The following is a 13067-nucleotide window of genomic DNA, read 5'->3' on the forward strand; positions in this document are numbered from 1 at the left end:
TCATCGGCGCCGTCTCGCAGGACCGTCTCGACGTGCTGCGCGCCGCGGACGCGATCGCCCGGGAGGAGCTGACCCGGGCGGGCCTCGACCGCGACATCTGGCAGTGCCCCGTGGTGCTCCTCGCGGACGTGAGGTCCGTGGGCGTCCAGGGCGACGGCCGCACCTACGGGCACCCGGTGGTGCTGCGGCCCGTGTCCTCCGAGGACGCGATGACAGCGGACTGGAGCCGCGTGCCCTACGACGTGCTCGCGCACATCTCCAACCGCATCACCAACGAGGTTCCGGAGATCAACCGCGTGGTGCTCGACGTCACCAGCAAGCCGCCGGGCACCATCGAGTGGGAGTAGCCGCGCGCTGACCCCGCGCGGCCTGCCCAGGGTCAGCCCTCGACGGTTCGGATCTGACGAGCGGGGGACCCGACCACGACGGCGCGGGCGGGCACGTCCTTGGTGACCACGGCTGCGGCGCCCACCACCGCGCCGTCGCCGATCGTGACGCCCGGGAGGATGGTGGCGCCGGCCCCGATCCACACGCCTGTGCCGATGGTCACGGCACGCGGGATCAGGTCTGCGCGCCGCGCGGGATCGAGGTCGTGCTCGAGCGTGGCGATGGTGACGCGGTGCCCGATCAGTGCGCCGTCGCCGATGGTGATCCCGCCCTGGTCCTGGAACATGCATCCCATGTTGATGAAGACGTCCCGACCGATGACCGTGTTGCGGCCGAACTCCGTGTGGAAGGGCGGGAACAGCGTCACCGAGGGGTCGATGTCGACGCCGAACAGCTCCGACAGGAGCTCTCGCACCTCGCCAGGCTCGTGATACGCGCCATTGAGACGAGCGGTGATCCGCAGCGCGCGCTGGCTCGCTTCGTGCATCGCGCCGAAGAAGCCCGACTCCCCCGTGATGGTCGCGCCGGCCCGCAAGGTCGCGAGCAGGTGGTCGATCGAGGAGCTTTCCATCACGTCACACTAGCGCCGCCGCCCACGATGCGCCGAGGGCGTAGGGGCGGCGGTGTGATCCGACATCCGGGTCGGTGAGGACCCGGATGTCGGACGTTTCAGTCCTCGGTCCGCGACACGGGAGCGGCGGCAGCGACCGCCTCACGCTCGCGCCGCGACTGGCGCGTCGCGGCCGCGATCGCGGAGAACAGCAGCCAACCGCCCAGCGCCACGAGCGAGACGATGGCGATCAGTTCGAGGTCGACGTCGTAGCCGGAGAGGGCGGCGATGAGGAACGCTCCGACGGCGGTGACGATGATGCCCCAGATCGCGCCGGTGACGCGCTCCGCGAGGCCGCGGCGGGGTGGGACGACGGTGCTCATGACGAGACCTCCTCGATGACGATGATGGACCATCCGGTATCGGATGAGGGTTCAACCGACAGCACGGGGCCGTCGGCGGTGGCGGCGAACTCGGCGCCGGAGACGTCGCAGGCGAGGCCGCGGTCCGGCCAGTAGACCTGCGCGACGATGTCCTCGGGTGCGCTCACCGACACGCTGGTTCCCTGGGGCACCCGCAGAGTGGTGTGCTCGGCGGTAGCTTGTAGGGTGACCGACGCGGCGACCTCGTCGTAGGTGATGACGGCGCGGCTGAGGCCATCGGCACCGGGCGCCTCATCGGAGGCGTAGCAGACGGCTGGCATCACCACCTCGTCGTAGTCGCCATCGAATCCGGCGGCAATGTTCGCAAAGGGCGTGGACGTGGGCTCGGGAGCCGTGGTGGGCACGTCCCCGATCACGATCTCGCCGTCGCCGATCTCGACGCGCACCACCTCACCGCCGTCGCGGATCACCTCGACGTGGGGGAACCAGCCCTCGCCCCAGCCGTCGCGGATCGCGTCCGCCTGGACGATCAGCACGCCCGCGGGGATCAGCAGTGCCGCGGAGAGGAAGGCGAGGAAGCCCAGCCGGCGTCCGGCGAGCGACACCAGGACCAGGATCAGCCCGAGACCGGTGAGGAACACCGCGAACCATGCGATCAGCGGGTGTACCACCAGCCGGTCCTGCCAGGCCGCCCACGCGACGCCCGCCGCGGAGATGAAGAGCCACGCGAGTGTCAGCAGGCCGAAGGGGGCCCCTGCGCCGGGAACGCGTGGCGGCCGCGGCGGCGGGGGAGGGGCCATCGGGGTGGGAGGCACCGGCGGGCCACCCAGGGGAGTGGCGGGAGCGGCCTGCGGGTACGCCGTCTGCCCGGACGCCGATGTGCCGGGAGGGGGCGAGGCCGCGGACTGCGGTGCGGGTGCGGGTGCGGACGTCGCGGCGGCCGTGCCTGCGGCGGCGGCCGCACGCTCGCGCTGCTTGTCCGCAGCCCAGGCCGGGGGCGCGGCGTACACCGGGGGCGTGCCGTCCGGAGCCGGTCCGTCGTCGCGGTTGCGGCGTGAGATCACCACGATGAGTGCGATCAGGCCGCCGACGACGGCGAGCGGCACCACGACGGTGAGGACTCCGGCGAAGGCGCGGCCGAATCCCGCGATCGCATTGCCGTCACCCCACGGCCAGCTGCCGTCCCATGGCCATCCGCCGCCCAGGCCCCACGAGCCACCCAGGCCGAACAGGCCGAAGAACCCGATGACGCCGATGCCGATGAGGGCACCCACGTTGGGTACGCCCCGGCCGAAGTCCTGGATGATGATCCGGCCGTGGCGGTCGGGCAGCAGCGCCCAGGCGGCGGCATAGGCGAGGAGCACGATGCCGTTGAGCAGGATCGCGCCGGCGACCACGCCGACGCGGGTCCAGCCGAGCGCCCAGTTGAGTCGTGCCGCAAGGCCGGCGACCACGCCGCCGAGCACTCGCTCGTCGCCTCGGGTGATGCCCCATCGGCGAATGGTGGTGAAGAGCGCCGCCTCGGTGGGGGGCGTCTGCTGGTCGGTCATGTCGGGCCTCCGTTCTTTCTCCAGTCTCCCGCCGTGCTCCAGCGAGCCGCTATGAGGGGACCCCCTGATTCGCACCCTGATCCTGGGCGCCGCCTGCCGGCCCCCGCATCGTCCCCACGGCCGAGGCCCCGCGCGGGTCCCCTGTGCGACGCTGGTCCCATGACCACCCCCGCGCCTCGCTTGGCGCGGCCGCTCGAGCGGCGCTCGCCGGCCGCGCAATGGTGGCGCGCGCTGCTGGGCGGAGGGCTGCTTGCCGTCGCCGCGACGATGCTGGTGCGGCGCTACGAGTGGGCGCACGTGTCGTGGTGGCTGCTGCCGCTCATCGTCTTCATCATCGGCGTGGTCCTGGTGTGGAGCCCGCTCGAGAGCGCGGTCCAGCTCGACGCGCGGCGGCCCGATGTGGGCGGGCTGTTCTCCCGCGATGCGTGGGTGCGGCTGGCAGCGGGAGTGGTGCTCTCGATCGGCGCGCTGTGGTGGTTCGCGACCGCCGACCCGGAGTGGAACCCGCTGGTGCGCGCGTTCGCCATCCCGCTGATCATCGTGGGCGGCCTCGCGTTCCTGCTCGCGCCATGGTGGTTGCGGCTGCTGCGCCAGGTGCGCGTGGAGCGTGAGCGGCGGGTGCGCGAGTTCGAGCGGGCGGAGATCGCCGCGCATCTTCACGACTCCGTGCTGCAGACGCTCACGCTGATACGCGCCAAGGCGGAGGATCCGGACGCCGTGGCGCGCCTGGCGCGGGCTCAGGAGCGGGACCTGCGCTCCTACCTCTACCAGGATCGACGCACCACCGCGGAGTCCGTGTCGACGGCGCTGGCGGCCGCGGTCGCCGAGGTTGAGGACGCGCGCGGCGTGGAGGTCGAGGTGGTGACGGTGGGCGACGCCCCGACCACGCCGGCTTTGGCGGCCGCGGTCCAGGCGGTGCGCGAGGCCGTGTTCAACGCGGCGCGCCACGCGCGTCCCCCGTACGCCGTGTACGCCGAGGTGACCTCGGCCGGTTTCGAGGCCTTCGTGCGCGATGGCGGACCCGGATTCGACCCCGGCGCCGTGCCGGCCGGCCGGCTGGGGATCCGCGAGTCGATCATCGGGCGCGTCGAGCGCCACGGGGGCACGGCCGAGATCGTGTCCGCGCCCGGAGCGCGCACCGAGGTGGTCGTGTCGATGCCCAAGGAGGAGCAGCGATGAGCGTGAACGTGGTGATCGTGGACGACCACGACGTGATCCGGGTGGGGGTGCGGGAGAGCCTCGCCGACGACATCGAGGTGGTGGGCGAGGGCCGCGACGTCGAGTCGGCGATCGCGGTGGTCCGAGAGACCTCCCCCGAGGTGGTCATCCTGGACGTCCACCTGCCCGGCGGGACGGGCGGTGGCGCTCTCGACGTGCTCGCCGAGATTCTGCACCACCCGGGGGCGCCGCGGGTGCTCGCCCTGTCCGTCTCCGATTCGGCCGAGGACGTGGTGGCGGTGGTCCGCGCCGGGGCACGCGGGTACGTCACCAAGTCGATCTCAGGGCCAGACCTGTCGGACGCGGTGCGGCGGGTGGCGTCTGGGGATGCGGTGTTCTCGCCCCGGCTCGCGGGCTTCGTCCTCGACGCATTCGGCGCGGCGGGCGGCGAGGTCGCCGCGGCCGACGAGGACCTCGACAAGCTCACGGAACGGGAACAGGAGGTGATGCGGCTCATCGCCCGCGGTTACACCTACCGCGAGGTCGCGGAGAAGCTGTTCATCTCCATCAAGACCGTCGAGACCCACGTGGGCAAGGTGCTGCACAAGCTGCAACTGTCGAACCGGCACGAGCTCGCGCACTGGGCGGCGCAGCGGCGCATCGTCTAGTCGCACTCGCGCCCTAGCGGGACCTGAGTGTCGGATTCGGCGCGCGGGTTCTGCACCCATGTCCCGCCAGGGCGCGGAGGGGATCAGCCGAACAGAGACACGGCGCGCGCGATCACCAGCGCCAGCAGCACGAATCCCGAGAACGCCTGCAGGCCCATGAGCGCCTTCGCGCGACCCGACAGCGGGATCGAGTCCGAGGCGGAGAACGCCATCGAGTTCGACAGGCTCGTGTAGAGGTAGTCGCCGAACCGCGGCCGCCAGCCGGCGTGCCGGGACGATGCGACGGCCACCTCCTCGATCGCGTCGTGGTCCTCGTCCTGGGCGAAGCGGAGATCGGCGGCCGGCAGCAGGGCGCGGTCCTCGGTGAACCGCACCACCGGCCCGCCCCGGTCGATCTCCCACAGCACGAGCGCGAAGGCGATCACGTTGGTGAGCCACACCTGGGCGGCGCCGAGCAGCAGGCGCGGTCCGGAGCCGTCGGGCGGGTGCACGAGAGCGATGAGCAGCGCGATCAGGGCAACCTGGTTCGCGGCGGCGAGCAGCAGTGCCTGGCCCACGCTGAGCCGTCGCGACCACGCCGTCTGACGGCGCATCCGCACCGGGTTGACGGCCACCAACGGTATGAGCAGCGCCACACCCACTCCTGCGACCGCGTACCGCACCCCTGTCAGGGACGTCGACGGCAGTGCCACGTACAGCGCCAGCGCGATGAGCAGCGCGGCCACGGCCGGCCAGCGATGCTCGCCTCGGAGCGGCCCGGCGAGGGGAGTCATAGGCCGATTGTGCTCCGCCTGATACGCTTACCGGTACTTGCAGGGTCGAACTCGACCCTCCTGCGTCGCAGATTGCTTCCGCTTCTCGCCTACGCCGCCCCACGGGCGCGGCACGGCTCGTAGAAATTCTCTCCGGCGAACGAGCGCGGACACCTCCGCGATTCGCCACCATCGCCGGTGAAACTCACCCGAGACCAGTGCGCCTTCGTGCGCGCCGCCGGCGCATTGCCTTGAAAGGCCACACCGTGACCTCCACCTCCTTCGCCGAGCTCGGCGTGCCCACCGCATTGACGGCGGTCCTCGAGCGCGACGGCAAGACCCATGCCTTCCCCATCCAGGTCGACACCCTGCCTGACACCCTCGCCGGGCGCGACGTGCTCGGCCGTGGCAAGACCGGCTCCGGCAAGACCCTCGCATTCTCGCTGCCCATGGCGGCGCGCCTGGGCGCCCGCGGCGGCCGCTCCCGTCCGGGCCGCCCCCGCGCCCTGGTGCTCGCCCCGACCCGCGAGCTCGCGACCCAGATCGAGGCCGTCGTGGGCCCGCTCGCCGCCGCGTACGGGCTCACCACCACCACCATCTTCGGCGGCGTGAGCCAGCGCGGTCAGGAGCAGGCGCTGCGCGCCGGCGCGGACATCGTGGTGGCGTGCCCCGGCCGCCTCGAGGACCTCATGCGCCAGGGACACGTGCACCTCGACGCCATCGAGATCACCGTGCTCGACGAGGCCGACCACATGGCGGACCTGGGCTTCCTGCCCGGCGTCACGCGCATCATGAGCGCCACCCCGGCGAAGGGCCAGCGACTGCTGTTCTCCGCCACGCTCGACAACGGCGTGGACAAGCTGGTGCGCCGCTTCCTGGCCGATCCCATCACGCACTCCGTCGATGACCCGAACAGCCACGTCGAGGCCATGACCCACCACGTGTTCCACGTGAACGGCGCCGACGCCAAGCGCGACCTGGTGCACACGCTCGCCTCCGGCACCGGCCGCCGCATCCTCTTCATGCGCACCAAGCACCAGGCGAAGAAGCTGGCGAAGCAGCTCACCGAGGCGGGCATCCCCGCGGTCGACCTGCACGGCAACCTGTCGCAGGCGCGTCGCGACAAGAACCTCGCGCTGTTCTCCGGCGACACCTACAAGGTGCTGGTCGCGACCGACGTCGCCGCGCGCGGAGTCCACGTCGACGGCGTCGAACTGGTGGTCCACGTCGACCCGCCCATGGAGCACAAGGCGTACCTGCACCGCTCGGGCCGCACGGCGCGCGCGGGCTCCTCGGGCGACGTGGTCACCGTGGTGCTGCCCGAGCAGCGCCGCGAGACCGACCAGCTCCTGCGCAAGGCCGGCATCACCGTGCGCCCGGACGCGGTCAATTCGACCTCGCCCCGAGTGGTCGGGCTGGTCGGCGCGGTCGCGCCCCGCGTCCACCACGCCGTGACCGAGCCCGAGCAGCGCCCCGCGCGTCAGGGATCCGGCCGCGGCGGCGCCAACGCCTCTGCCGGTGGCTACGGGCAGTCCCGTCGCCGTGGCGCGGGCCGTCCCCAGTCGGGCGGGCACTCCGGAGGGCACTCCGGTGGGCACTCTGGCGGGGGTTCGTCCTCCGGCGGCGCGGCGGCCTTCTCGGCCGCCGGGGCCGGGCGCCGTTCGCAGGCGCCGCGCCGCTCGCGCTGACCCCATTTCCGCGGCGGAGCATCGCTGCGGGGCCTTGTGGATTTGTCCGAATTGGATAGTCTGTGGTTCATGCCCCGCAGCGATGCGAAACCCCAGGTCAGCGCCCGTCGCGCGGTCGATGAGGCCTTCCTGCCCCATGCCTTCCACGGGCGCCCCGGAGCGGACCCGTTGCGCGCGTATTCCTTCTGGGCGACACGGCCCCGGCACGACGATCTGGCGGCCCTGCGCGAGCGCGCCCGCGCCGACATCTCCGCCGTCGAGGACTCGGCCGAGCGGGAGATGCTGCGGGCCGAGCGGATCGCGGAGCTCGCGCGGCTGTCGCCGGAGCTGATCCGGCTCGCCGATGACGCGCGACCTGCCGTGCGCGCCACCGTGGCGCTGTGCTACTCGATCCTCGCCAAGGGCGGGCAGGCGCCCGCCGACCGCCAGGTGTGGCGCATGCTGCTCGGCCTCGCGCGGTACGACATCGACGGCGAGGTGCGCGCGGCCGCGGAGGCCGCGCTGGCGGACTTCGAGCGCTACGGGACGGTCGCCCGCGCGTCCTGAGCCGCGCATCGTCCCGGCGAGAGCCCGCGTCGGTGGCACCGCCTAGACTTCACGGGTCATGGATGCGCTCTTCGACCTCTCCCAGTCCTCGCCGTCGCCGCTCGTCGAGGGCCTCAACCCTCCGCAGGCCGAGGCGGTCCTCTACGCCGGGGACGCGCTGCTCATCATCGCCGGCGCCGGGTCGGGAAAGACGCGGGTGCTCACGCACCGCATCGCGCACCTGCTCGAGGCCGGGCGCGCGCGCCCGCACCAGATCCTCGCCATCACGTTCACCAACAAGGCGGCGGGGGAGATGCGAGGGCGGGTCGAGGCGCTGGTGGGGCCTGAGGCACGCGGCATGTGGGTGTCGACCTTCCACTCCGCCTGCGTGCGCATCCTGCGTCGCGATCACGAGCTCGCGGGGCTCTCGGGCTCGTTCTCGATCTACGACACGGCCGACTCGGTCAACCTGATGAAGCTCGTGATGAAGGAGCTCGACCTCGACCCCAAGAAGTTCACGCCCAAGGCCGTGCTGAGCCGCATCGGCAAGTTCAAGGACGAGCTGATCGACCCCGAGGTCGCGCTCGCGGGCGCCTCCATGGCGTCGCGCTTCTCGATCGAGCACGCAGCCGCCACGGCCTACCCGCTCTACCAGCGCCGGCTCGCGGCGGCGAACGCCGTGGACTTCGACGACATCATCGTGAAGACGGTGCGGCTGCTCCAGGATCACCCGCAGGTGGCCCGCGCGTACCGCGAGCGCTTCCGCCACATCCTGGTGGACGAGTACCAGGACACCAACCACGCCCAGTACGTCCTGGTGCGTGAGCTGGTGGGGCCGTCGGACGATGCGAGCCTGCCCGCGGCGGAGGTCACGGTGGTGGGCGACGCGGACCAGTCGATCTACGCGTTCCGCGGCGCCACCATCCGCAACATCCTCGAGTTCGAGAACGACTACCCGAACGCCCACGTGGTGCGCCTCGAGCAGAACTACCGCTCGACTCAGAACATCCTCTCCGCCGCGAACGCGGTGATCGCGAACAACTCGGACCGCCGCGCCAAGAACCTCTGGACCGACGCGGGCGCGGGCGAGCGGATCAAGGGCTTCGCCGCGGACACTGAGCAGGAGGAGGCGCAGTTCGTCGCCGAGGAGATCGGCCGGCTTGTTCGTGAGGACGGCGTCCAGCCCTCCCAGATCGCGATCATGTACCGCGCCAACGCCCAGTCCCGCGCGGTCGAGGAGCGCTTCATCCGCGCGGAGATCCCTTACAAGGTGGTGGGTGGCACGCGCTTCTATGAGCGCCGCGAGGTCAAGGACATGCTCGCGTACCTCGCCGCCGTGGTGAACCAGGACGACGACATCGCGGTCCGGCGCATCATCAACGTCCCCAAGCGGGGCATCGGGGACACGGCCGTCGAGTCCGTCGAGGGAGTGCGCCGCGTGCTCGCCGCCGCCGGCGAGGCCGCCAGCTTCGGCTCCGCCTTGCGGCGTCTGGACGATGCGGGGCTCGCCGCCCGCTCGCGACGCGCCGTCGATGAGTTCGTGGCGCTGATGGACGATCTGCGCGCGCTCGCACGGGACAACGGACCCGCCGGCGTTCTCGACGCGATCGCCGATCGATCGGGGATGCTCGCGGCGCTGCGCGCCTCGGACGATCCGCAGGACGCGAGCCGCATCGAGAACATCATGGAGCTGGTTGCGGTGGGCCGTGAGTTCTCCGAGGACAACCCGGAGGGTAGCCTCGCGGACTTCCTGGAGAAGGTCGCGCTGGTGGCGGACGCGGACCAGATCCCCGACGTCGACGGCAGCGGCGGGGTGGTCACGCTGATGACGCTCCACACCGCGAAGGGTCTGGAGTTCCCGGTGGTCTTCCTCACCGGGCTCGAGGACGGCACGTTCCCCCACCTGCGCTCGATCGAATCCGGGGATCCCAAGGACATGGAGGAGGAGCGCAGGCTCGCCTACGTGGGCCTCACCCGCGCCCGCGAGCGCCTCTACCTGACGCGCGCCGAGGCGCGATCGTCGTGGGGCGCCCCGCAGTACTTCGGCGCCAGCCGGTTCGTGGACGAGATCCCGGCGGAGATCATGGAGTGGTCCCGCTCGGCGACCTCGATGGCGTCCCTGCGCGCCCGCGCGGACCGCGGCTCCTCGCGCGGCGGCGCCTGGTCGGGGATGGGCTACGGCGGCAGCCAGGATCGCGAGGACGGCAACACCTACAGCCGCGCCGGGGCGGTCCAGTCCCGGCACGTGCCGCCCAGCCCGCCGGGCGGCGGGTCCGGCGACCTCGGCTTCGAACCGGGGGACCGGGTCACGCACGACAAGTTCGGCCTGGGCAAGGTGGTGGGCACCGAGGGCTCCGGCCGCAACGCCGTGGTCAAGGTCGACTTCGGCGCCGATGGGGTCAAGCGACTGGTGCTGCGCTTCAACGCCCTCACCAGGCTCTGACGCGGCGCGCGGACTAGGCTCGTGCCGTTCCACTTCACAACGGGAGGGTGACATGGACGCCAAGACTTCCAAGGTCTCGATCGTGGGCGCCGGCGCGGTGGGCTCCACCCTGGCCTACGCGGGCCTGATGCGCGGGTTCGCGCGCACGGTCGCGCTGTACGACATCAACACCGCCAAGGTCGAGGCCGAGGCGCTCGACCTCGCGCAGGGCATCCAGTTCATGCCGGAGGCGACCGTGCTCGGCTCGTCCGACGTGGGCGTGTGCGAGGACTCGGACGTGGTGGTCGTCACGGCGGGCGCGAAGCAGCAGCCGGGGCAGAGCCGCATGGACCTCGCCGGCGCGACCATCTCCCTCATGGACAAGGTGATCCCGCCGCTGATCAAGGTCGCTCCCAACGCGATCTACATCCTGGTCACCAACCCGGTGGATGTGGTGACCTACGCGGCGATCAAGAAGTCCGGCATGGACCCGGCGCAGATGTTCGGCTCCGGCACGGTCCTCGACAGCTCGCGACTGCGCCACGAGATCGCCATGGAGTGCGACGTCGCGGTGGGCAACGTGCACGCGTACATCGCCGGCGAGCACGGCGACACCGAGGTGGCGCTGTGGTCCTCCGCGAGCATCGGCGGCCTCCCGCTCAACGAGTGGAAGGGCCGCGACGGCAAGGTGGTGATGACCCAGGAGGCGCGGGAGCGCATCCACCATGACGTGATGCGCTCCGCGTACACGATCATCGAGGGCAAGGGCGCCACCAACTACGCCATCGGTGCCGCGGGCGCCCGCATCGTCGAGGCGGTGCTGGGCGATCAGCGTCGCGTGCTCCCGGTCTCGACCCTCATCGACTACCCCGGCGTGGGCGAGATCTGCATGTCGCTGCCCGCCGTGGTGGGGCGTCACGGGATCGAGCACCAGGTGGACGTGCCCGTCGACGAGGCCGAGCGTGCCGCGCTCGACGCGTCTGCGCGGTCCATCCGCGACACCGCGGAGAAGTTCGGCGCCGCCTGACGTTTGGGCCGCGGGTGAGAGGCGTCAGACCGGCCCCGTCGGCCGGCGCTCGCACGCGACGGGACCATGGTCCCGATCACCCGCCCCTGCTGGGTAGGCTGATACCGGCACCATCGGACGCGCGCCGACGCGGGCGCGCCACACACGCGTGAGGACAGTGCATGGACCTGTACGAGTACCAGGCGCGCGACATGTTCGAGAAGCACGGCGTGCCCGTGCTCCCCGGCATCGTCGCCGAGACCCCCGCCGAGGCGCGAGCCGCGGCCGAGAAGCTGGGCGGCGCCGTGGTCGTCGTCAAGGCCCAGGTGAAGGTGGGTGGGCGCGGCAAGGCAGGCGGCGTCAAGCTCGCCCGCTCGCCCGAGGAGGCGGAGCAGCACGCCGCCGCGATCCTGGGCATGGACATCAAGGGCCACACCGTCAACCGAGTGATGATCGCGGCCGGAGCCGCGATCGCCGAGGAGTTCTACTTCTCCGTTCTCCTGGACCGTGCGGAGCGCCGCTACCTCGCCATGTGCTCGGTCGAGGGCGGCATGGAGATCGAGGAGCTCGCGGTCGAGCGACCCGAGGCGCTCGCGAAGGTCGCCGTGGACCCCCTGGTGGGCATCGACGCGGCGAAGGCCGCGGAGATCGTCGATGAGGCCGGCTTCCCCGAGGAGCTCAAGGCGCAGGTCGCGGACGTGATCCAGGCGCTGTGGACGGTGTACGCGGAGGAGGACGCCACGCTGGTCGAGGTGAATCCGCTGGTGCGCACCGAGGACGGCGCGATCATCGCGCTCGACGGCAAGGTGACGCTCGACGCGAACGCCGACTTCCGCCACCCCGACCACGAGGCCCTCGAGGACGACTCGGAGACGGACCCGCTGGAGACGGAGGCGAAGTCGCTGGACCTCAACTACGTGAAGCTCGACGGCTCGGTGGGCATCATCGGCAACGGCGCGGGCCTCGTGATGTCCACGCTCGACGTGGTCGCCTACGCGGGCGAGCAGTTCGGCGGGATCAAGCCCGCGAACTTCCTCGACATCGGCGGCGGCGCATCCGCGGCCGTGATGGCCAACGGCCTGCACGTGATCCTGCATGACCCGCAGGTGAAGAGCGTGTTCGTCAACGTGTTCGGCGGCATCACCTCGTGCATCGAGGTCGCCAACGGCATCGTGGGCGCTCTCGAGACCATCGGCGACGAGGCCACCAAGCCGCTCGTGGTGCGCCTCGACGGCAACGCCGTCGAGGAGGGCCGGGCGATCCTCGCCGCCGCCAACCACCCGCTCGTGACCATCGTCGACACCATGGACGGCGCCGCGGCCAAGGCCGCCGAGCTCGCCGCCGCGGCCGCCTAAGGAGAACCCATGGCCATCTTCCTCACCGCAGAGTCCAAGGTCGTCGTGCAGGGCATGACGGGCTCCGAGGGCATGAAGCACACCACGCGCATGCTCACCTCCGGCACCCAGATCGTGGGCGGGGTCAACCCGCGCAAGGCGGGCACCTCCGTCGACTTCGCCATCGACGGCGCCACGCGCACCGTCCCCGTGTACGGAACGGTCGCCGACGCGATGGCGGCGACCGGCGCGGACGTGTCCGTGGTCTTCGTCCCGCCGGCCTTCACCAAGTCCGCGGTCATGGAGGCCGTCGACGCTGGCATGCCGCTGGTGGTGATCATCACCGAGGGCGTCCCGGTCGACGACACGGCGCAGTTCTTCGCGTACGCGGAGTCGAAGGGCACCCGCCTGATCGGCCCCAACTGCCCCGGCCTCATCACGCCGGGCCAGTCGAACGTGGGCATCACTCCCGCGAACATCACCGGGCCGGGCAGGATCGGGCTCGTGTCCAAGTCCGGCACGCTCACCTATCAGATGATGTTCGAGCTCAGCGACATCGGCTTCAGCACCTGCGTGGGCATCGGCGGAGACCCGATCGTGGGCACCACGCACATCGACTGCCTCGAGGCGTTCGAGAACGACCC

Annotated in this window: 12 protein-coding genes and 1 pseudogene; 9 read left to right on the forward strand and 4 right to left on the reverse strand. The window is 71.5% G+C overall.

Features of this window, described 5'->3' with window-relative positions; translation table 11 throughout:
- A pseudogene (locus Q0L54_RS00960) lies at positions 1-347 on the forward strand (GMP synthase (glutamine-hydrolyzing)); the annotation flags it as partial.
- Between the two features lie 32 nt (positions 348-379).
- Here the strand turns inward: Q0L54_RS00960 and Q0L54_RS00965 are convergent.
- From Q0L54_RS00965 to Q0L54_RS00975, 3 genes are all read right to left on the reverse strand, one after another.
- Positions 380-958 (reverse strand): DapH/DapD/GlmU-related protein, encoded by a 579-nt coding sequence (locus Q0L54_RS00965; RefSeq protein WP_296664666.1) that lies wholly within the window; start codon positions 956-958, stop codon positions 380-382.
- 98 nt (positions 959-1056) lie between these two features.
- Complete coding sequence (locus Q0L54_RS00970; protein WP_296664668.1) at positions 1057-1320, reverse strand: hypothetical protein; 264 nt, start codon at positions 1318-1320, stop codon at positions 1057-1059.
- Positions 1317-2870 carry a PspC domain-containing protein gene (locus Q0L54_RS00975; protein WP_296664670.1) on the reverse strand — a complete coding sequence of 518 codons (1554 nt, stop codon included), beginning with the start codon at positions 2868-2870 and terminating at the stop codon, positions 1317-1319. The genes Q0L54_RS00970 and Q0L54_RS00975 overlap by 4 nt, the downstream gene beginning before the upstream one ends.
- 159 nt (positions 2871-3029) lie before the next feature.
- Here Q0L54_RS00975 and Q0L54_RS00980 point away from each other — a divergent pair, with 159 nt between their 5' ends.
- Together Q0L54_RS00980 and Q0L54_RS00985 are read left to right on the forward strand one after the other, a co-directional pair.
- Positions 3030-4049 carry a histidine kinase gene (locus Q0L54_RS00980; RefSeq protein ID WP_296664672.1) on the forward strand — a complete coding sequence of 340 codons (1020 nt, stop codon included), beginning with the start codon at positions 3030-3032 and terminating at the stop codon, positions 4047-4049.
- Positions 4046-4696 carry a response regulator transcription factor gene (locus tag Q0L54_RS00985; protein ID WP_296664674.1) on the forward strand — a complete coding sequence of 217 codons (651 nt, stop codon included), beginning with the start codon at positions 4046-4048 and terminating at the stop codon, positions 4694-4696. The genes Q0L54_RS00980 and Q0L54_RS00985 overlap by 4 nt, the downstream gene beginning before the upstream one ends.
- Positions 4697-4779: 83 nt before the next feature.
- On the opposite strand, the gene Q0L54_RS00990 is transcribed toward Q0L54_RS00985, so the two are convergent.
- Complete coding sequence (locus tag Q0L54_RS00990; RefSeq protein ID WP_296664676.1) at positions 4780-5469, reverse strand: hypothetical protein; 690 nt, start codon at positions 5467-5469, stop codon at positions 4780-4782.
- 245 nt (positions 5470-5714) lie between these two features.
- On the opposite strand from Q0L54_RS00990, the gene Q0L54_RS00995 reads away from it, so the two are divergent.
- From Q0L54_RS00995 to Q0L54_RS01020, 6 genes are all read left to right on the forward strand, one after another.
- Positions 5715-7136 carry a DEAD/DEAH box helicase gene (locus tag Q0L54_RS00995; protein WP_296664678.1) on the forward strand — a complete coding sequence of 474 codons (1422 nt, stop codon included), beginning with the start codon at positions 5715-5717 and terminating at the stop codon, positions 7134-7136.
- Between the two features lie 69 nt (positions 7137-7205).
- A complete protein-coding gene (locus Q0L54_RS01000) occupies positions 7206-7682 on the forward strand; it encodes a hypothetical protein (RefSeq protein ID WP_296664680.1) in 477 nt (158 codons plus the stop codon).
- A gap of 58 nt (positions 7683-7740) precedes the next feature.
- Complete coding sequence (pcrA, locus tag Q0L54_RS01005) at positions 7741-10104, forward strand: DNA helicase PcrA (protein WP_296664682.1); 2364 nt, start codon at positions 7741-7743, stop codon at positions 10102-10104.
- Between the two features lie 52 nt (positions 10105-10156).
- Entirely contained in the window at positions 10157-11110 is a 954-nt protein-coding gene (locus Q0L54_RS01010) for an L-lactate dehydrogenase (RefSeq protein ID WP_296664684.1), read from the forward strand.
- 161 nt (positions 11111-11271) lie between these two features.
- Positions 11272-12444 carry an ADP-forming succinate--CoA ligase subunit beta gene (gene sucC, locus Q0L54_RS01015; protein ID WP_296664686.1) on the forward strand — a complete coding sequence of 391 codons (1173 nt, stop codon included), beginning with the start codon at positions 11272-11274 and terminating at the stop codon, positions 12442-12444.
- 9 nt (positions 12445-12453) lie between these two features.
- The coding region (locus Q0L54_RS01020; RefSeq protein WP_296664688.1) for a CoA-binding protein at positions 12454-13067 on the forward strand (614 nt) is incomplete at its 3' end.

This window comes from Demequina sp., assembly GCF_024642165.1.
GTDB lineage: Bacteria > Actinomycetota > Actinomycetes > Actinomycetales > Demequinaceae > Demequina.

Coding starts and splice junctions, on each gene's coding strand:
- Q0L54_RS00970 (WP_296664668.1), bottom strand. CDS start 1,320: ATGAGCACCGTCGTCCCACCCCGCCGCGGCCTCGCGGAGCGCGTCACC.
- Q0L54_RS00965 (WP_296664666.1), bottom strand. CDS start 958: ATGGAAAGCTCCTCGATCGACCACCTGCTCGCGACCTTGCGGGCCGGC.
- Q0L54_RS00980 (WP_296664672.1), top strand. CDS start 3,030: ATGACCACCCCCGCGCCTCGCTTGGCGCGGCCGCTCGAGCGGCGCTCG.
- Q0L54_RS00990 (WP_296664676.1), bottom strand. CDS start 5,469: ATGACTCCCCTCGCCGGGCCGCTCCGAGGCGAGCATCGCTGGCCGGCC.
- pcrA (WP_296664682.1), top strand. CDS start 7,741: ATGGATGCGCTCTTCGACCTCTCCCAGTCCTCGCCGTCGCCGCTCGTC.
- Q0L54_RS00985 (WP_296664674.1), top strand. CDS start 4,046: ATGAGCGTGAACGTGGTGATCGTGGACGACCACGACGTGATCCGGGTG.
- Q0L54_RS01000 (WP_296664680.1), top strand. CDS start 7,206: ATGCCCCGCAGCGATGCGAAACCCCAGGTCAGCGCCCGTCGCGCGGTC.
- Q0L54_RS01010 (WP_296664684.1), top strand. CDS start 10,157: ATGGACGCCAAGACTTCCAAGGTCTCGATCGTGGGCGCCGGCGCGGTG.
- Q0L54_RS00975 (WP_296664670.1), bottom strand. CDS start 2,870: ATGACCGACCAGCAGACGCCCCCCACCGAGGCGGCGCTCTTCACCACC.
- sucC (WP_296664686.1), top strand. CDS start 11,272: ATGGACCTGTACGAGTACCAGGCGCGCGACATGTTCGAGAAGCACGGC.